At 59.0% G+C, this 18,628-nt stretch carries 19 protein-coding genes, 3 tRNA genes and 1 pseudogene; 15 read left to right on the forward strand and 8 right to left on the reverse strand.

The annotated features are described in order from the left end of the window. Window positions 1–41: 41 nt before the first annotated feature. Window positions 42–1,232, reverse strand: a complete 1,191-nt coding sequence (locus NAV33_RS00570) for an MFS transporter (RefSeq protein ID WP_255975839.1) — start codon at window positions 1,230–1,232, stop codon at window positions 42–44. A 341-nt stretch (window positions 1,233–1,573) separates the two neighbouring features. Between NAV33_RS00570 and NAV33_RS00575 the strand changes: the two are divergent. From NAV33_RS00575 to NAV33_RS00610, 8 genes and pseudogenes are all read left to right on the forward strand, one after another. After that, window positions 1,574–1,903, forward strand: a pseudogene (locus NAV33_RS00575) (methyl-accepting chemotaxis protein); the annotation flags it as partial. A 163-nt stretch (window positions 1,904–2,066) separates the two neighbouring features. Next, window positions 2,067–3,185: a HisA/HisF-related TIM barrel protein gene (locus NAV33_RS00580; protein WP_255975844.1), complete on the forward strand. Its 1,119-nt coding sequence runs from the start codon at window positions 2,067–2,069 to the stop codon at window positions 3,183–3,185. 165 nt (window positions 3,186–3,350) lie between these two features. After that, window positions 3,351–3,422, forward strand: coding sequence for a pyrroloquinoline quinone precursor peptide PqqA (pqqA, locus tag NAV33_RS00585; protein WP_003253598.1), 72 nt, complete (start codon window positions 3,351–3,353; stop codon window positions 3,420–3,422). Window positions 3,423–3,472: 50 nt separating this feature from the next. Then, entirely contained in the window at window positions 3,473–4,384 is a 912-nt protein-coding gene (gene pqqB / locus NAV33_RS00590) for a pyrroloquinoline quinone biosynthesis protein PqqB (protein ID WP_255975846.1), read from the forward strand. Window positions 4,385–4,447: 63 nt separating this feature from the next. Further along, a complete protein-coding gene (gene pqqC, locus NAV33_RS00595) occupies window positions 4,448–5,200 on the forward strand; it encodes a pyrroloquinoline-quinone synthase PqqC (RefSeq protein WP_255975849.1) in 753 nt (250 codons plus the stop codon). A gap of 112 nt (window positions 5,201–5,312) precedes the next feature. After that, the gene (gene pqqD / locus NAV33_RS00600) at window positions 5,313–5,591 is read left to right on the forward strand and encodes a pyrroloquinoline quinone biosynthesis peptide chaperone PqqD (RefSeq protein WP_255975851.1); all 279 of its coding nucleotides are present in this window, start codon (window positions 5,313–5,315) and stop codon (window positions 5,589–5,591) included. Then, entirely contained in the window at window positions 5,563–6,717 is a 1,155-nt protein-coding gene (gene pqqE, locus NAV33_RS00605; protein WP_255975853.1) for a pyrroloquinoline quinone biosynthesis protein PqqE, read from the forward strand. The genes pqqD and pqqE overlap by 29 nt, the downstream gene beginning before the upstream one ends. Window positions 6,718–6,752: 35 nt before the next feature. Further along, complete coding sequence (locus tag NAV33_RS00610; protein WP_255975855.1) at window positions 6,753–8,648, forward strand: alpha/beta hydrolase family protein; 1,896 nt, start codon at window positions 6,753–6,755, stop codon at window positions 8,646–8,648. A gap of 43 nt (window positions 8,649–8,691) precedes the next feature. Here the strand turns inward: NAV33_RS00610 and arsJ are convergent, their stop codons facing one another. The 6 genes from arsJ to NAV33_RS00640 form a co-directional block, all read right to left on the reverse strand. Then, window positions 8,692–9,906, reverse strand: a complete 1,215-nt coding sequence (gene arsJ / locus NAV33_RS00615) for an organoarsenical effux MFS transporter ArsJ (RefSeq protein ID WP_255975857.1) — start codon at window positions 9,904–9,906, stop codon at window positions 8,692–8,694. Between the two features lie 103 nt (window positions 9,907–10,009). Next, on the reverse strand, window positions 10,010–11,014 hold the full coding sequence (locus tag NAV33_RS00620) for an ArsJ-associated glyceraldehyde-3-phosphate dehydrogenase (protein WP_255975859.1): 1,005 nt from the start codon (window positions 11,012–11,014) through the stop codon (window positions 10,010–10,012). Between the two features lie 31 nt (window positions 11,015–11,045). Beyond that, window positions 11,046–11,372, reverse strand: coding sequence for a YnfA family protein (locus tag NAV33_RS00625; RefSeq protein WP_255975861.1), 327 nt, complete (start codon window positions 11,370–11,372; stop codon window positions 11,046–11,048). Window positions 11,373–11,454: 82 nt separating this feature from the next. After that, a complete protein-coding gene (gene arsH, locus NAV33_RS00630) occupies window positions 11,455–12,186 on the reverse strand; it encodes an arsenical resistance protein ArsH (protein ID WP_255975863.1) in 732 nt (243 codons plus the stop codon). Between the two features lie 20 nt (window positions 12,187–12,206). Next, window positions 12,207–12,563, reverse strand: coding sequence for a metalloregulator ArsR/SmtB family transcription factor (locus NAV33_RS00635; RefSeq protein WP_255975865.1), 357 nt, complete (start codon window positions 12,561–12,563; stop codon window positions 12,207–12,209). Between the two features lie 230 nt (window positions 12,564–12,793). Beyond that, window positions 12,794–13,456: a hypothetical protein gene (locus NAV33_RS00640; protein WP_255975868.1), complete on the reverse strand. Its 663-nt coding sequence runs from the start codon at window positions 13,454–13,456 to the stop codon at window positions 12,794–12,796. Between the two features lie 286 nt (window positions 13,457–13,742). On the opposite strand from NAV33_RS00640, the gene gacA reads away from it, so the two are divergent. The 7 genes from gacA to NAV33_RS00675 all read left to right on the forward strand — a co-directional run bounded on the left by gacA (window position 13,743) and on the right by NAV33_RS00675 (window position 17,749). Continuing rightward, complete coding sequence (gene gacA, locus NAV33_RS00645; protein WP_255975870.1) at window positions 13,743–14,387, forward strand: response regulator transcription factor GacA; 645 nt, start codon at window positions 13,743–13,745, stop codon at window positions 14,385–14,387. Next, a complete protein-coding gene (uvrC, locus tag NAV33_RS00650) occupies window positions 14,387–16,207 on the forward strand; it encodes an excinuclease ABC subunit UvrC (RefSeq protein WP_423836621.1) in 1,821 nt (606 codons plus the stop codon). Before gacA ends, uvrC begins: the two co-directional genes overlap by 1 nt. 34 nt (window positions 16,208–16,241) lie before the next feature. Continuing rightward, window positions 16,242–16,799, forward strand: coding sequence for a CDP-diacylglycerol--glycerol-3-phosphate 3-phosphatidyltransferase (pgsA, locus tag NAV33_RS00655; protein WP_255975874.1), 558 nt, complete (start codon window positions 16,242–16,244; stop codon window positions 16,797–16,799). Between the two features lie 68 nt (window positions 16,800–16,867). Further along, window positions 16,868–16,943, forward strand: a tRNA-Gly gene (locus NAV33_RS00660). Between the two features lie 44 nt (window positions 16,944–16,987). Continuing rightward, window positions 16,988–17,061 (forward strand) — tRNA-Cys (locus NAV33_RS00665). 148 nt (window positions 17,062–17,209) lie between these two features. Further along, window positions 17,210–17,297 (forward strand) — tRNA-Leu (locus NAV33_RS00670). A gap of 176 nt (window positions 17,298–17,473) precedes the next feature. After that, the gene (locus tag NAV33_RS00675; RefSeq protein WP_255975877.1) at window positions 17,474–17,749 is read left to right on the forward strand and encodes a hypothetical protein; all 276 of its coding nucleotides are present in this window, start codon (window positions 17,474–17,476) and stop codon (window positions 17,747–17,749) included. A 489-nt stretch (window positions 17,750–18,238) separates the two neighbouring features. On the opposite strand, the gene NAV33_RS00680 is transcribed toward NAV33_RS00675, so the two are convergent. After that, window positions 18,239–18,484, reverse strand: coding sequence for a hypothetical protein (locus tag NAV33_RS00680; RefSeq protein ID WP_255975879.1), 246 nt, complete (start codon window positions 18,482–18,484; stop codon window positions 18,239–18,241). Window positions 18,485–18,628 lie beyond the last annotated feature (144 nt).

Raw genomic sequence — 18,628 nt, forward strand, 5'->3', positions numbered from 1 at the left:
GAAGCTTCGGCCTCATCCATCCATAGAACGTCCGCTTCCTTTCAAGCCTCTCGCATCCTGGGATGCAAGAAGAACCACACGGCCACCGGCGAGGCGACGGCGATCACGCATAGGCCCAGTATCGTTATTGCGGTGGGCAACCCGTAATGGTCGGCGATCCAGCCGACGGCGATCAGAGGAAGAATACTGCCGACATAACCGCATACCAGATAAGTCGAGATCAGCCCCGAGCGTTCTGTTGGGCTGGCGATGCGATTGACCATGCTGATGCCCGCCAACAGGCACATGCCATGACTCGCCGCCGCCGCGCAGACGCCGATCATGAAGATGACTGACGAGCCAACCTTGAAGTTGAAAACCAACATGGCGTTGCTCAGGACAACCGCCAGCAGGCCGAAAAAGCCGCACCAGCGCGCACTCATTTTTGCGGACAGCAGCTGCACCATCGCCGAAGCCATCAAGATGACGCCGATCGCCGTGCCGCTCACGATCGGTCCGTGCCAGGGCACCATTTTGTCGAGGAACAACGGGGCCATCGAGGCGTAGATCCCAAAGACGCCGAACGCGAAGAACGGGCAGGCACAGGTAAGGGCGAACGCCAGCGAATCGTGGCGGGCGGCCCAGGCCAGACGCGGAACGAACGCGCGCCAGCCCAGCGGTACTTTGCCGGCGTGGGGCTTTACCTCGGCTCGCATCAGGGCATAAACGGCCAGCACACCCAGTACCAGCGACGGTATATAAGTGGTGATCAGCGGATGGGGCAGCCACTGGCCGGTGATGCCGCCAGTAATGGGCCCAAGGCCGAAACCGAAGGCGAGCAGAAAGCTGGTGATCATCGCAATGCGCTGTGAAGCCCCGTCGCGGGAGATATGCACCAACCCCACCGAGGCGCTGGTGACGATCAGGCTGGAAGACAGACCCACAGCAAAGCGACCGATGTTCAGGCTCGGCAGGCTCCAAGCGATCATCGTCAGCAGCGTGCCGCCCCAGCCGAGCAGCAACCCCGCCATCATCACTGGGCGGAAACCCAGCGTATCCGATAGGCGCCCCATGAACAGCAACCCGAACAGCGCCCCAAGCATATAAACGACGTAGATCATCGAAATATCACTGGTACGAAGCTGCCAGGCTTGCTGGTAGAGCGGATACAACGGCGATATCAGGGCCGTGCCCATCACGCCCACGCACATTGCAAAGCAAACCCAGGGAAACGGGGACCACGTCTCTTTCATCCGAAATGCCTGCACTGGATAGGATGTTTGCGGCTTCAGTCAAGCCATCAGCTCGTGCTCTTGGCTGAAGCCTTTCACCAATAGCTGCTTACTGTATCGGCTCAGCCTCAGCCACGTGCCGCAATTTGCGCCGTGAGTACCTGCTTATGAGCCGCGGCTGTCTTGACGGATCAGCCGCCGCCACGCTCTTCATAGAGACTGGGCGCGCCTAGCGCACAGCTCTGCAGCAGTCCTGAGGCGATAATAACTTGGCGTTCAATCATTGACGGTTTTCAATGTAAGTTGTACAAGATGCGCCGGTTTATGTCTTGTTGTACAACTTTTGAGGTGGCGCATGATTGGAAATCGAGCAGCTGATCGGGGCGCTGCAGAGTGGCGCCGAAAGCGCGGTTGAAGTCATGGGCAAGAGCTGCGGTCTGGCAGACCAAACGGTCGAGGCGGCGCAATTGGCTGGAGAAGCGCTCAATGCGATCAATGCCGCGGTATCGAGCATTCAGCAGATAAACCAGCAGATTGCGACCGCTTCGGAACAGCAGAGCGCCGTCGCGGAGGAAATCAATCGCAGCGTTTCGAACATCCGCGACGTGGCCGATCAATCGGCTGCTGCCACTGAGCAAACCTCCGCGGCCAGCGCCGACCTTGCGCGGTTGGGCAGCGAATTGCAGTCGTAGGTCGGTCGATTCCGCCTCGTCTGAAACGCTCGTCAGCACAGCCAAGGCGCCGATGATCGGCGCCTTTTTTATGCCGCCTAACGACCAACTATCGTGCGTTTCGAACTCCGCTGTGTGTAAGGTCCTCAGATTCAGCACAACCTGGCCTGACGAGGAATCACCGATGCCCGTATTGTTCGAACCCGTTCAATTGAATCAGCTGCGCTTGCGCAACCGCGCTGTGCTGGCGCCGATGACCCGTGTCAGCGCCGAGCCGGACGGCTGCGCCAACGAGCTGATGCGCGACTACTACCAGGCGTTCGCAAAGGGTGGCTTCGGGCTGCTGATCACCGAAGGTACCTACACCGATACGGCATACAGCCAGGGCTATTTCAACCAGCCGGGGCTGGCGACAGAAGGCCAGCGCGACAGCTGGGTGCCCATTGTCAGCGCCGTACACGAAGAGGGCGTCGCGATCATCGCGCAGCTCATGCACGGCGGTGCACAGACTCAGGGCAACATCCATCATGCGCGCCATGTCGGGCCTTCCGCTGTGCAGCCCGACGGTCGGCAGCTGAGTTTTTATGGCGGAGAGGGGCCTTATGCCACACCAGCGGAAATGACCGAGACTGAAATCCAGGAAGCCATTGCCGGGTTTGTACAGGCCGCGCGACACGCGAGTGATGCCGGGTTCGACGGCGTCGAACTGCACGCCGCCAATGGCTATCTGTTGCACGAATTCATCACTGCCGAATTCAACAAACGCACCGATCGTTGGGGTGGCGATTTCAAAGCCCGACTGGCCTTGCCGCTGGAAGTCATTCGCGTCGTGCGAGAAGCCGTCGGAACTAATTTCGTCGTCGGCATGCGGATGTCGCAAGGAATGGTCACTGACAGCCGATTGAAGTGGGACGGTGGCATCGATGCGGCGCGTTATCGGCTCGCTACGCTGGCGTCGGCCGGCCTGGATTACCTCCACGTCACTGAATACGACGCCAGCGCACCTGCTTTCGACGAGGGGCCGAGCCTGGCTGCTATCGCGAAGAGCAGCGTGACCATTCCTGTCATGGTCAACGGCGGCATCGGTACCGAGGCGCAGGCTCGAGCGTTGCTGGATAACGGCGAGGCAGATCTGTTGGTGATCGGCAAGGCAGCACTTGCCAACCACGATTGGCCGATCCGTATTCAAGAAGGCGTGGCGTTGACAGAATTCAATTACGAGATGTTATCGCCGATGGCGACGCTCACCAACGAGCTCGGCTGGCGTGGCACCCATGGCCGTTCGGCTACCCGGCAACCCTGACAGATGGTCGCAAGGCTCTGTTATGCGGGCTGCAACGCTTTACGGACAAGGCACTACTAACGCAGGACGCTGTCTCCTTCCAAAGTACCATTCCGCTTTTGGCGGATCAGGGTGCTTAATGGGACGTCGGAATATTTCCGTCGCCATATAGAGAGGAATTTATCCATGTGGACTAAACCCGCTTTTACCGACCTGCGCATTGGTTTCGAAGTCACCATGTACTTTGCCAATCGCTGATTGATCTGCCCCGGCCCCGGTCGGGGTTTCGTTTTTTTACGGAGCTGCCCATGTTCATCCAGATTCTCGGTTCGGCTGCTGGCGGCGGCTTCCCTCAGTGGAACTGTAATTGCGCCAACTGCGCCGGGCTACGTGCCGGCACGCTGCGCGCTCAACCACGCACTCAGTCGTCCATCGCCATCAGTGACAACGGCGAGGATTGGATTCTGTGCAACGCGTCGCCGGATATCCGTGCCCAGCTGGAGTCCTTTCCGAAGCTGCAGCCAGCTCGCGGACCGCGCGATACCGCGATTGGCGCCATCATTTTGCTCGACAGCCAGATCGACCACACCACCGGGCTGCTGACCCTGCGTGAAGGTTGCCCGCATGAGGTCTGGTGCACTGAGATGGTTCACCAAGATCTCACCACCGGCTTCCCACTGTTCAACATGCTCAAGCACTGGAATGGTGGCCTGCGCTGGAACCCGATTGAGCTGGAAGGTAGTTTCTCGATTCCGGTTTGTCCGAACCTGAACATCACGCCGATCCCGTTGCGCAGCTCGGCACCCCCGTATTCGCCGCACCGCAACGATCCGCATCCGGGCGATAACATTGGCCTGCTGATCGAAGACCGTAATACCGGCGGTAAGCTTTTCTATGCGCCGGGCCTGGGCAAGGTCGGTCCAGAGCTCCTTGAACTCATGCGCGGCGCCGACTGCCTGTTGGTCGACGGCACGCTCTGGCGTGATGACGAAATGCGCGTGCGGGAAGTAGGGACCAAGCTTGGTTCAGAGATGGGCCATCTTTCGCAGAGCGGACCTGGCGGCATGATCGAAGTGCTCGACGGCCTACCTGCGGCTCGCAAAATCCTGATCCATATCAATAACACCAACCCGATCCTCGACCAGGACTCTGCCGAGCGCGGAATTCTCGACGCGCATGGGATCGAGGTGGCGTTCGATGGCATGAGCATCGAGTTGTAGCCTGCGCATGGCGAAACGCATGCGCCGCCTATAGACAATCGCACCACACCGTAAGGAAGCCCCATGACCCTGCCAGCCATGTCCCCCGCCGAGTTCGAGCAGGCGCTGCGCGCCAAGGGCGACTATTACCACATCCATCATCCTTTCCATCGGGCCATGTACGAGGGGCGTGCCACGCGCGAACAGATCCAGGGTTGGGTGGCGAATCGTTTCTACTATCAGGTCAGCATTCCACTGAAGGATGCAGCGATCATGGCCAACTGCCCGGACCGTGAAGCACGGCGCGAATGGGTCCAGCGAATCATCGACCATGACGGTGCGCCGGGCGAGGAGGGTGGTATCGAGGCCTGGCTGCGACTGGCCGAGGCGGTGGGGCTGGATCGCGAGCAGGTGCTTTCACAGGAACTGGTTCTGCCCGGCGTGCGCTTCGCCGTCGATGCCTACGTCAACTTCGCCCGCCGTGCCGTTTGGCAGGAGGCGGCCAGCAGCTCGCTGACCGAGCTGTTTGCGCCGACCATTCACCAGTCGCGACTGGAGGCATGGCCGCAGCATTACAGCTGGATCGACGTTTCCGGCTACGACTATTTCCGCAAGCGCCTGAAAGAAGCGCGCCGCGATGTGGAGCACGGCCTGCGCATCACACTCGAGCATTACACGACCCGTGAAAGCCAGGAGCGCATGCTGAACATTCTTCAATTTAAACTCGATGTTTTGTGGAGCATGCTGGACGCCATGAGCATGGCCTACGAGCTGGACCGCCCGCCCTACCACACGGTGACCCGCCAGCGTGTCTGGCATAAAGGGATCACGTTCTGACCTGTCGGAAGAACGCCTGGACCGCGGAGGGTTGCGGTCCGTAGGGTGGGCCGGGGCGGCGCTCCGCTTCAGCCCACCGCCCCCACCTGATAATCGGCGAGACAAAAGGACCATGAGCAACATCCAACTGACCCATATCCCTGCCTTCCGCCGCGGCTTTCGCTTTCAGTGGGAACCGGCGCAAAACTGCCATGTACTGCTCTATCCGGAAGGCATGATCAAGCTCAACGAGAGCGCTTCGGCCGTACTGAGTGAAGTGGATGGCGCTCGCACCGTCGGCACCATCGTCGCCGATCTGCAGGCGCGCTTCCCGGATGCAGAAGGGATCGAGGAAGACATCGTCGCGTTTCTGGAGGTAGCCGTTGAGCGGTTCTGGATCGAGCTTCGCTAAGCCCGGCTTCGAACCCGGTCCGCCGCTTTGGCTGCTGGCGGAGCTGACCTATCGTTGCCCGCTGCAATGCCCCTACTGTTCCAATCCGCTGGACTTCGCTCGCAGTCACGATGAACTGAGCACTGCGCAATGGGTCGACGTATTTCGCCAGGCGCGCGAGATGGGTGCGGCGCAGCTGGGCTTCTCCGGTGGCGAGCCGCTAGTCCGGCAGGATCTGGCTGAGCTGATCAAGGCGGCGCGGGATCTAGGCTATTACACCAACCTGATCACCTCGGGTATCGGTCTTACCGAGGAAAAGATTGCCAGTTTCGCCGATGCCGGACTCGACCATATCCAGATCAGCTTTCAGGCCGCCGATGAAGAGGTAAACAACCTGCTCGCCGGCTCGAAGAAGGCCTTCGCCCAGAAGCTCGCTATGGCGCGAGCGGTAAAAGCCCATGGCTATCCAATGGTGCTCAATTTCGTTACCCACCGCCACAACATCGACAATATCGAGCGCATCATTCAGCTGTGTCTGGAATTGGAAGCCGACTTCGTGGAACTCGCCACTTGCCAGTTCTACGGCTGGGCGGAGCTCAACCGTGCCGGCTTGCTGCCGAGTAAGGAGCAGTTGGTGCGCGCCGAGCGCATCACCAATGAATGGCGCGACAAGCTCGCCGCCGAGAATCATCCCTGCAAGTTAATCTTCGTCACGCCCGACTACTACGAAGAGCGCCCCAAGGGCTGCATGAACGGGTGGGGCAATCTGTTTCTGGACATCACGCCCGACGGTACAGCGCTGCCTTGCCACAGCGCGCGGCAACTGCCGATCACCTTTCCCAACGTGCGCGAACAAAGCATCGAGCAAATCTGGAAGCACTCGTTCGGCTTCAACAAGTTTCGTGGTTTCGACTGGATGCCCGAGCCTTGCCAGTCTTGTGATGAAAAGGAAAACGACTTCGGCGGCTGCCGCTGCCAGGCTTTCATGCTCACTGGCGATGCGGCCAATGCCGATCCGGTGTGTAGCAAGTCCGCGCATCACGGCAAGATTCTTGCGGCGCGCACCGAGGCCGAGCAGGCGCCGCGCGGACTGGATGAACTGACCTTCCGCAACGAGAAGGCCTCGAAGCTGATCCTCAAGGTGTAAGGTCGGCTCAAACCTGACGGACCGGAGTCGAACGGATGACCAAGACCGCAATCCCCTATGGCTTCTGGCCCAGCGACTGGACGGCAGCCGACGCCGCTTCTGCCAGTTGTGATTTCGCCGAGCTTCGCGCCGGTCATGATGGTCTGTTCTGGATTCAATACGATCCGGCTGATGCGCGTTCGACGTTGTGGTACTGGCGCGCCGACGTTTCGCGCTGTTTGACGCCGTCCGGATTCTCGCTTCGCAGTCGCATATATGAGTACGGCGGTGGTGCCTTCTGTCTGACCGACGAGGGAATCGCCTTCGTCAACGAGCATGATCAGCAGATCTACCTGCAGGACCTATCTACGGACGCAGCGACGCCGCCCATTGCGCTTACTGTTAATGACGCTTGCCGGTACGGTGATCTGCAGTTCGACACGCGCCACCGGGCCGTTCTCGCCGTGGAAGAAACCGCTGAAGAAGCTCGCTCAGAACATCGTCTGGTCAGTGTTTCGCTGATGGACGGCAGCCGCAGCGTATTGGCCGAGGGAAGCGATTTCTACTCGTCACCGACCTTGGATACGACCGGGCAACGCCTGGCCTGGATCGAATGGCAACGCCCCGAACAGCCATGGACCGCTACGCGTCTCTGGACCGCCGAACGCACCGAAAGTGATTGCTGGGGAGCACCGCGGTGTCTGGCCGGCGCAGCGGGAAATGAATCGCTGCAACAGCCGCGCTTCGCTGCGGATGGCGCCTTGTATTGCCTGAGTGACCGCGAAGGCTGGTGGCAACCCTGGAGAATGCAAGGTGACAGCCTTGTTCCGGTAACGGACACGGCTGGGTTCGCCCAAGCACGTTGTGATCATGCACCGGCGCCTTGGCAGCTGGGCACGGTGAGCTATCTGCCCCTAGCGGATGGCGCCTTGCTGATGACGCGCATGGTGGATGGCTACGGACTGTTGTTCGAGCAAGACAGCCAAGGCAACGAACGACAGCTTGCAATGGCGTTCAGTCGCTGTCGCCAGCTTGCTGTCGATGAGCGGCATTTCTATTGCATTGCCGGGTCTGCTGATAAGACGTCTGCCGTACTGGCGCTCGATAGGGTCACTGGCGTCGTCGAAATTCTTGCCGGAGGCCAACAGCCTTTGGCAGCCGACCAGTTGTCGCGCCCACAGCCGTTCAGCTTCTCTACCGGGCACGGCGAGGTGGCGCACGCTTTTTTCTACCCGCCGAGCAATACGCAGTGCCAAAGCCTCCCGCTGGAAAAGCCACCATTGGTGGTGTTCATGCATGGCGGGCCTACGTCTGCTAGCTATCCGGTTTTCGATCCGCGGATTCAATACTGGACCCAACGCGGTTTCGCCGTTGCCGATATCAACTATCGCGGCAGCAGCGGCTTCGGACGGGCATATCGGCAACGGTTGCGTGGCGAATGGGGCGTGGTTGATGTGGAAGACGCCTGCGCAGCGGTGCAGGCGCTTGCAACAAACGGCCAGATCGACCCAGCGCGAGCCTTCATCCGTGGATCGAGCGCGGGCGGTTACAGCGCGCTCTGCGCACTGGCTGCTAATGCTGGTTTCAGCGGCGGTGCCAGCCTCTACGGCGTGAGTGATCCATTAGCGTTGCGCCGGGTTACACACAAGTTCGAGGCCGATTATCTGGATTGGTTGATAGGCGATCCGGCGGTCGACGCCGAGCGCTATCGACAGCGAACGCCGCTACTCAATGCGGGGCTGATTCGGGTGCCGGTGATTTTTTTTCAAGGCGGGCAAGACGCGGTCGTGCTACCTGAGCAGACCGAGTCCATGGTCGCAGCTCTGCGCGAACGTGGCGTGACGGTCGAATATTGTCTCTATCCGCAAGAGCGCCACGGCTTCCGGCAGGCGGCCAACCTGGCCGATGCGCTGGAACGGGAATGCCGTTTCTATCAGCGTCTGCTTCGCTGAAGCGTCTGCAGACTTTATTGGTGCTGCAACAATTCCATGCAGTTCAAAGGTGTGCCCCGACGTGCCGGGGCAGGCCAAGCGATATCAAGGCTGCCAACAGCACGAAGGCGCTGGAAATCCATAGGCAAGCTTCAAGGCCATGCGCCTGATAAACCCAGCCCGACAGCAACGTACCAACCAGCCGGCCCAGGGCGTTGGACATGTAGTAGAAGCCCACATCCAGCGACACCCCGTCCTCCTTCGCGTAGGAAACGATCAGGTAGCTGTGCAGCGAAGAGTTGACGGCGAACAGAGCGCCAAACAGCGTCAGCCCGCCGATCAGCACCAGCTGCGGCGAATGCCCGGTATACAGGCCAAGCGCGATCAGTGCGGGGAGGCCGGCGAGGAGCAGCGCCCAAATGAACGCGGCGCGCCCATCCGGAACATGGCCGCGCGTCTTGCCGGTCAACGACGGGGCCACTGATTGTACGAACCCGTAGCCTATTACCCAGGCGGCGAGAAAGCCGCCGACTTGCCAGAAATCCCAGCCAAAAACTGCGGAGAGATACACCGGCAGCGCCACCACGAACCAGACATCACGGGCACCGAACAGGAAAAGCCGCGCGGCGGAGAGCACATTAATCGCTCGACTCTTGGAAAGCAGGTCGCGGAATTTCGGCTTTGCCTTGGCTTTGCCCAGATCTTTCTTTAGCAAGAACAGGCTGGCAACCCAGATCATGGCGAGCGCGCCGGCCATCGCCAGCAGTGAGCCGCGGAAGCCGATCACGGCGAGCAGGGCGCCACCGATGAAAAAGCCAACACCCTTGAGCGCGTTCTTCGAGCCGGTAAGAATCGCCACCCATTTGTACAGCGTGCCTTGCTGATCACCCGGCACCAGCAGCTTGATTGAGCTCTTGGCGCTCATCTTGTTCAAGTCCTTGGCGATGCCGGACAGCGCCTGTGCGCCCATCACCCAGGGAATCGTCAGCCACGTAGCGGGCACCGTCAGCATCAGCAGCGCCACCACTTGCAGCGCCAGTCCAATGTTCATGGTGCGGTTCAGGCCCAACCGGGCACCTAAATATCCACCAACCAGATTGGTGATAACGCCAAAAATCTCGTAGAAGAGAAACAGCGCGGCGATCTGCAGCGGGGTATACCCCAGCGTGTGGAAATGCAGCACCACAAGCATGCGCAACGCGCCGTCGGTAAGGGTGAAGGCCCAGTAATTGCCAGTAACGATCAGATACTGGCGGATGGCGGGGGAGAGCGGCGGCATGGTGGGCCCTGGATGTGAATGGTGGTGGGTATCGCGAGGTTGTGCGACGCACGACATACTGGCCGCAGAACATCTTCAGAACCCGCCACGGAGTTCGACCAATTCAGGCCAGACCAACCTTTCTTGCCAGCTCCACGGTGCGATTGGCATATCCCCATTCGTTGTCATACCAGGCGTATAGCTTCACCTGGGTGCCGTTGACGACCTTGGTCGAGAGGGCGTCGATGATCGATGAGCGCGGATCGGTGCGGTAGTCGATGGATACCAATGGCCTTTCCTCGTAGCCCAGAATGTTTTTCAACGGACCGTGCGTTGCGGCGTTTTTGAGCAGTTGATTGACTTCGTCGACGCTAGTGGCGCGCTCCACCTCGAATACGCAGTCCGTCAGCGAAGCGTTCGCCAGCGGCACACGTACGGCATGGCCGTTGAGCTTGCCTCGCAGCTCTGGAAAGATTTCTGCGATAGCGGTGGCCGAGCCGGTGGTGGTCGGTATCAGGCTCATGCCCGACGCCCGTGCTCGGCGCAAATCCTTGTGCGGCTGATCGAGAATGCTCTGGGTGTTGGTGAGGTCGTGAATGGTGGTGATTGAGCCGTGGCGGATGCCCAGATGCTCATGGATCACCTTGACCACCGGCGCCAGGCAGTTGGTTGTGCAGGAGGCAGCGGTGACGATGCGGTGCTGCGCCGGATCGAACAGCTGATCGTTTACGCCCATCACCACATTCAGCGCGCCAGCTTCCTTGACCGGCGCGCTGACTACCACGCGTTTCACACGTTGTTCCAGATAGCCCTGCAGCACTGCAACGGTCTTCATCTTGCCGCTGGCTTCGATCACCAGATCGCAGCCGGACCAGTCGGTATCGGCAATGGCCTTGTTGGCGGTGATCTTGATGCGCTTGCCATTGATGACGAGCTGTTCGTCGTCATGACCGGCCTCGTGCTGCCAGCGGCCATGGACCGAATCGAAGTTGAGCAGGTGTGCATGGGTCGCCGCGTCGCCTGCCGGGTCGTTGATTTGTACGAACTCCAGCTCCGGCCAATCCCAGGCCGCGCGCAGAGCCAGACGTCCGATGCGGCCGAAGCCGTTAATGCCAACTTTGATGGTCATGCCATTATTTCCGTAAAGAATGAAGGACAGGTCAGCTACTGCGTGGTGCGAACATGATGATCGCCATGCCCAGTAGGGCTATTGCGGATCCAAGCAGGTCCCAGCCGGTCGGTCGGATTTTGTCCACCAACCACAGCCAGAGGATTGCCGTGCCGATATAAACGCCGCCGTACGCGGCATAGACGCGTCCAGCGGCGGTCGGGTGCAGCGAAAGCAACCAGGCAAACAGCGCCAGCGACAACGCGGCCGGCAGCAGTAGCCAGGCGCTCTTGCCCTGTCGCAGCCAGAGATAGGGCAGGTAACAGCCGACGATTTCCGCGACGGCGGTCAGTGCGAACAAGGTGAAAGTCTTGAGCATGGAGTGGTCGGCCTTCAATCGAGTTGGGCTGTCTTCAGCGTTGCGCGGTAGGGAGGCGCCACGCCGCGCGTCTTTGGGCTGATCAAATGGAGTGCTGGTTGACCCGTCGGGATAGCAATTCCGCGGATTCCTTGCGCTCGGAATAACGATCGACGAGGTAATCCTGACGATCACGCAGCAGCAGCGTGAACTTCATCAGCTCTTCCATGACGTCCACCAAACGGTCATAGAATGCCGAGGGCTTCATGCGCCCGGCCTCGTCGAATTCGAGAAAGGCCTTGGGCACCGAAGACTGGTTGGGGATGGTGAACATGCGCATCCAGCGACCCAGTACTCGCAGCTGGTTGACCACGTTGAACGACTGCGAGCCGCCGCAGACCTGCATGACCGCTAGAGTCTTGCCCTGAGTCGGGCGGATTGCGCCCATGGCCAGCGGCACCCAGTCGATTTGCGCTTTGAATACCGCGCTCATGGACCCGTGACGTTCTGGCGAGCACCAGACCTGACCTTCTGACCATTGCATCAGCTCACGGAGCTCCTGCACTTTCGGGTGGCTGTCTGGCTGGTCGTCTGGAAGCGGAAGGCCCGACGGGTTGAATACCCGGGTCTCGGCGCCGAGCTGTTGCAGAAGCCGCTCGGCTTCTTCAGTCATCAAGCGGCTGAACGAACGTTCGCGATTGGAGCCGTAGAGCAACAGAATGCGCGGCGCATGGGTCGTGTCGCCAGGGCCACTCAACCGCTCGATGTCGGGCCGTACAAGCAACTGCTCATCGATGTTGGGCAGGTCGAGCGGGATGGCTTGGTCATCGGACATGGCGGAACTCTCCTTGTTGGTCAATCGCAGCGGGTGTTGCGTTCAGGGCGGTTGCGCATGTTTTCCAACCGCCGGCTATTGGGTGCGAGCCATTGCTGGTTGGCGTTGAGAGCGGCCTGCAGCATCTGGTGAATCCAGTCGGGCAGATGAGGGTGCAGACGGTAATAAACCCATTGGCCCTGCCGACGGTCTTCCAGCAACCCGCAACTGCGCAGTTGAGCGAGATGTCGCGATACTTTCGGTTGGATCTCGTCGAGCGCACAAGTCAACTCGCAAACGCACAGCTCGCCTTCGTGAGCGATCAGCAGCGTCATTCGAGCGCGGGTCTCGTCAGATAGGCATTTGAAAACTGTGGCGGGAGTCAGGTGCTCGGTCATGGCGGGGCGGCAAGCTTAGACATATGGTTTGGCGAATATATTGCCCTCCGCATATGAAGTAAAGCGCAAGATCGAGCGCGCGCGGAAGCGTTGGATTGATAAAGGTGAGCGATTTCTTGCGGGAACTTAGCTACCCGGCTTGAAATACGGATTCGATATCAGATCGGCGCAGCCGCGGCGAGTAGAACCGGGCCTTGCCGTAAGCATGGAATCTGCCACGGCACAAATGGCTATCCGCCTTGGACACTGAGTAGCAGCATCGAATAGCCGATCGAGCCCAGCAGGAACGCGCCGAAACGGCTGTTACGCTCTTCCGGTAGTTCCTCCTTGAGGACGTTCAAGATGATCGAGCCACCAACGAAAGCCGTCACCGCTGAAACCGCCAGCTCGGAAATTTCGGTAGTGGTACCGAGGGCCCAGCCAACCACGGGCATTACCGAAAGTAGCCAGCGACCGCGGCGGCTGAATAGGTCCTTATGGTCGCTCTGAAGCGCGAAGTCATTAACCAAAAAGTGCAGGCCCATCGCGATGCAATAGAGCACCAAAGTGGTCGTATTGTTGTTTTCGCCGTGGACCAGCAGGTAGCCAATCAGCCCGTTGTATATGGCGAACGCCGTGATGTGCAGCCAGAACACGCCGGAATGAGGTTCTTCGTGCTCCCGCAGCTCGCGCCGGCGTTGCTTGATGAGGCGCTCCAGGCCATAAAAGATGGCGAGGCCAAGCAACGCGAGCAGATAAGCATGGTGCTCTAGGTAGCTGAGCAATTGAATATCGCTACCGTCTATCACCTCTTGACCACGGGCCAGTTCGGGAAGCAGATGGACAAATACGTAAGCCACCGAAACACCGCCAGCCATAGAAAGCCAGCGGCTGCGGGGTAAGCGGTTGAGCATACGCAGGCGCGCCGCAAACAGGTGGACGGCGGCTAGAACGAGAGCTGCAATGAGACTTGCTGTCAAAAGTGATACCGGCGAGTAGGATTCAATTTGGTTGATGAGTCAGACGTTCGTATGCGCGTTCAGGTTCAGCCAAACTGCCCATAAGCCGGGCGCGTGGGGTGCTGTCACCTAGCCATAAATGACGTGCGGTCTGGGTAACCCGGCCAGTTTTTGTTAGAGTTCTCCGCTTGTGAAGCGAGCAGCCAGCCAGCTTTGAATTTGCACTGAAAGAGGTGTCTGCTTGATTAGAGTGCTGGTGGTTGACGACCACGATCTGGTGCGCACAGGCATTTCCCGCATGCTCGCCGACATAGACGGCTTGCAGGTGATTGGTCAGGCGGAATCTGGCGAGACCGCGATAAAGAAGTCGCGTGAACTCAAGCCGGACGTGGTTTTGATGGATGTAAAGATGCCCGGAATCGGTGGCCTTGAAGCTACCCGCAAACTCCTGCGTAGCCATCCGGACATTAAGGTCATCGCCGTAACCATTTGCGAAGAAGATCCTTTCCCGACGCGCCTTCTGCAGGCAGGCGCCGCCGGTTACCTGACCAAGGGCGCGGCGCTCGAGGAGATGATCCAGGCGATTCGCATGGTGTTCGCTGGCCAGCGCTACATCAGCCCTCAGATTGCTCAGCAGCTTGCGCTCAAATCGTTTCAGCCGAAGGTCAACGGCTCGCCGTTCGATCTACTGTCCGAGCGGGAAATCCAGATCGCTCTGATGATTGCCAATTGTCAGAAGGTACAGACCATCTCTGACAAGCTTTGCCTGTCGCCCAAGACCGTCAATACCTATCGATACCGCATATACGAAAAGCTTTCGATCACCAGTGATGTCGAGCTCGCGTTGCTGGCGGTCCGTCACGGCATGGTCGATACCATCAATTGATGAGCGGCTTCGATTCCTCTGCGTTCCTGGCTTCTTGTAGCGGGCGTCCCGGCGTCTATCGGATGTTCGATGCCGATTCCAAGCTGCTTTACGTCGGCAAGGCGAAAAATCTCAAGAAGCGCCTGGCGAGTTATTTCCGCAAGACCGGCCAGGCGCCAAAGACCGCCGCGCTGGTCGCAAAGATTGCCCAAGTCGAAACCACCATCACGGCGAACGAAACTGAAGCGCTGCTGCTCGAGCAGACGCTGATTAAACAGTGGCGCCCGCCTTACAACATCCTGCTGCGTGACGATAAGTCGTACCCCTACGTGTTTCTTTCCAGCGGAGATTTTCCACGACTGAGCATTCACCGTGGCGCCAAGAAGGAATCCGGTCGCTACTTCGGTCCGTATCCGAGCGCCGGGGCGATCCGTGAAAGCCTTAGCCTGTTGCAAAAGGCTTTCTTCGTTCGCCAATGCGAAGACAGCTATTACCGCAATCGCACCCGGCCTTGCCTGCAATATCAAATCAAGCGCTGCAAGGCGCCCTGCGTAAAACTGGTCGACCCAGAGGAGTACGCTGAAGACGTTCGGCACTCGGTGATGTTTCTTGAGGGGCGCAGTAATGCCTTGGCCGAGGAACTGTCGAAAAATATGGAAAACGCTGCGATGGCGCTTGATTTTGAGCGCGCCGCGGAAATTCGCGACCAGATTGGAATCCTTCGCCGGGTCCAGGATCAGCAGAGCATGGAAGGCGGCAGTGGCAACGTCGATATTGTCGCGGCCGTGGTGAGCCCAGGCGGCGCCTGCGTGCATCTGATCAGCGTGCGTGGTGGACGGGTGCTGGGCAGCAAGAATTTCTTCCCGCAAGTGGCCATTGAGGAAAGCGTCAGCGAGGTGTTGCAGGCGTTTCTCGAACAGTACTACCTCGGCTCCATGGAACGCGATCTGCCGTCCGAGTTGATCGTCAATACCGTCCATGAAGACTTTGAAACGCTGATCAGTGCAATTGTGGAATTGCGTAGCGTCGAGTTGACCATAACCCATCGCGTACGTGGAACTCGTGCGCGATGGCAACAGCTGGCGCTAACCAATGCCGAACAGGCGCTTGGGGCACGCCTGGCAAATCGTCAGCACCTGGCCGCGCGCTTCCAAGCCTTGGCCGAGGCGCTGGACCTGGACGAGCCACCGACACGGCTGGAATGTTTCGATATCAGCCATTCCAGCGGCGAAGCCACAGTCGCTTCCTGTGTGGTATTCGGTCCGGAAGGACCGCTGAAGTCCGATTATCGCCGTTACAACATCGAAGGCGTCACCGCCGGTGATGACTATGCAGCAATGCATCAGGCACTTTCTCGACGGTTCAAAAGGGCTGCCGAAGGGGAGGGGAAACTACCGGACATCTTGCTGGTGGATGGCGGAAAAGGGCAGCTCAACATGGCCCGTGAGGTGCTACAGGAGCTTGCCGTGCCCGAGCTGATCCTGCTTGGCGTCGCCAAGGGCGTGACGCGCAAGCCGGGTTTGGAAACGCTTTACCTAAACGATGCGGCGCATGAATTTACCTTGCCAGGGGATTCGCCAGCGCTGCACTTGATCCAACAGGTGCGCGACGAAGCGCACCGTTTCGCTATCACGGGCCACCGTGCACGGCGCGGGAAAGCTCGGACCACCTCGACGCTGGAGGGCGTGCCCGGCATCGGACCGAAGCGCCGTCGCGAACTGCTCAAGCATTTTGGTGGTCTTCAGGAACTGTGCCGCGCCAGCCTTGAGGAAATCGCCAAGGCTCCCGGGATCAGTAAAAAGCTTGCCGAGGCGATTTATGCCGCTCTGCACAGTGAGTAGAATCACCTCCTAAATCCGCGGATCAGTGGTATCGATGAACATTCCAAACATTCTCACCGTGCTGCGCGTACTGCTGATACCGATCATCATCCTGCTGTTCTATCTTCCCTTTCAATGGAGCTATCTAGCGTCGAGCGCAGTGTTCGCCATTGCCGCGATAACCGACTGGCTGGATGGCTACCTTGCGCGACGTTTACAGCAGAGCACGCCATTCGGCGCCTTTCTCGACCCGGTGGCTGACAAGCTGATGGTGGCGGTTGCTCTGGTGCTACTGGTCGAAGAACATTCGAATCTTTGGTTGACCCTGCCGGCGGCGATCATCATTGGGCGGGAAATAGTGGTGTCGGCCCTGCGCGAGTGGATGGCGGAACTGGGCGCACGCGCGCAGGTAGCGGTATCCAACCTGGGCAAGTGGAAGACGGCTGCACAAATGGTGGCGCTCGTCATCTTGCTGGCCAACCCACCCCTGGCAACTTTCTGGGTAGGGCTCGGCTATGCATTGCTGATCATCGCCGCGGCGCTGACATTGTGGTCGATGGTCAATTACCTGATGGCTGCCTGGCCCCATCTCAGCCCTACGGAAAAGAAATAAGACTTTTTTAATCAAAGGCTTGACGGGGCGTGCTGAAGTTATAGAATGGCGCCCGTCATCAAGACGACGCGGGAATAGCTCAGTTGGTAGAGCACGACCTTGCCAAGGTCGGGGTCGCGAGTTCGAGTCTCGTTTCCCGCTCCAATTTGTTGACGATGGCGCCGCGGTATGCGGCGTCTTCGTTTTGAGGCCGGTTGGCAGAGTGGTTATGCAGCGGATTGCAAATCCGTGTACGCCGGTTCGATTCCGACATCGGCCTCCAGTATGAAGAAACCGCAAGCGCAAGCTTGCGGTTTTTTTATGCCTGCGATTCGGCTTTCGGTCATACGTGGCGGCCGTTCGGGTTGCACCTCGGCGGGCGGCTGGTTATAGTCCTGCGCCGCGATCGAGCATCGCGCATTTCCGTCCTTGCCCGGATGGCGAAACTGGTAGACGCAAGGGACTTAAAATCCCTCATCCGAAAAGGGTATGCGGGTTCGATTCCCGCTCCGGGCACCATGGACGTATTTTGGCTATTGTTTGCTGTACCTTAAAACCGACCTCGGCGTCGGTTTTTTCGTATTTACGATAATTGAACGCGTTGCTTGCCATATGACCAATGGCAGCCCATCTACCTGAACGCAGTGGCTCCTCAATCCTCTTATCGGTACAAGGCAACTGAACGGAGGTGGACGATGAGCATCCAGAGCGACGATCGGCAACCGTTGGGCGAAACTCGCAGCAGCGCTGAGGTCAGCGATGACGATGGAATTCTGATTCCCGGCTCTGCACCGCCGTTAAGCCCAGGGCGCACTGACGTGAATCCAGATGATCAACCGGGCGTCGATGAATTACCGGGAGATGGCCTTGGGGTACCGCGGGTTAATGGGAACGACAATCCAGTCGAGCGTGAGACGCCGGATATGGACGTCGACAATGCCGAAATGGACGACGCACCGAACCCGCGCTAGAGCCAGGCGCACCCAAACCCGACACGTACCAACTCAGTACCCAACTATCGTACCGGCAGTTGCACTTGTCCTGCGTAGTTGGGCATCAAGTTGCCGTTAGCTCGTGTCAGTGTTGTGAGAATCAAGGCTGCAAGGGGGCCTCGTTTATGCGTCGAGTCAGACTGCCATTCGTACAATGTGGCGCTATCGCCGGACTAACGGGACTTCTAACCAGTTGCAGCGGCATAGAAACGGTGCCGCCTGCAGACGGAATCGATGAATACGTGTTTGCATGTACGAAGGATACCGGACAGCCTGTTTGCGAGACCCAGGCGCGTGAAGTCTGTCCTGAGGGTTACGAAACCCTGAGCAGCGAAGAAAATTTCGACCGCAAGGAACTGCGCGTCCGTTGCTCGAAATGAGGTGGCTCTAGCGAAGACACCTGATCGCCAGCCCACCGAGTAATCGCCACAAACACGGCAGTTACTCGGTGAATGGAGAACGATAAGTCTATTGCTCGGCGTCGAGCAGTTCCTGTGCCTGACCCAATACTTCAAGAGACTGTTCGTGATCGCCGGCCTTGTGCAGTTTCTCGCCTTCTGCGCGGAGCTCTTTCACTCTGGTCAGGATTGCCGGATCGCTTGGTGGGTTGGCTTGCAGCTCTTCGTCGATCCTGGCCATGTCCTGCGGGCAATGCATTGCCCAAAGTGGCGTGCTGACGGCGACAGTTGCGAGGAATAGCAATGTGCGGCGCATGATACTAGTCTCCCGATTAGATGGCTTCATCAGTATAGGAAGCATCTGGAAGCCGTGCGGATTTCGGACACAAGGTCGCCGGACAGCCAAACGATGAGGCTGCGGATAGTTATCGTACAACCGCTGGGCTATGATACGGGTTAC

This window comes from Stutzerimonas stutzeri (assembly GCF_024448715.1).
Lineage (GTDB): Bacteria > Pseudomonadota > Gammaproteobacteria > Pseudomonadales > Pseudomonadaceae > Stutzerimonas > Stutzerimonas stutzeri_AR.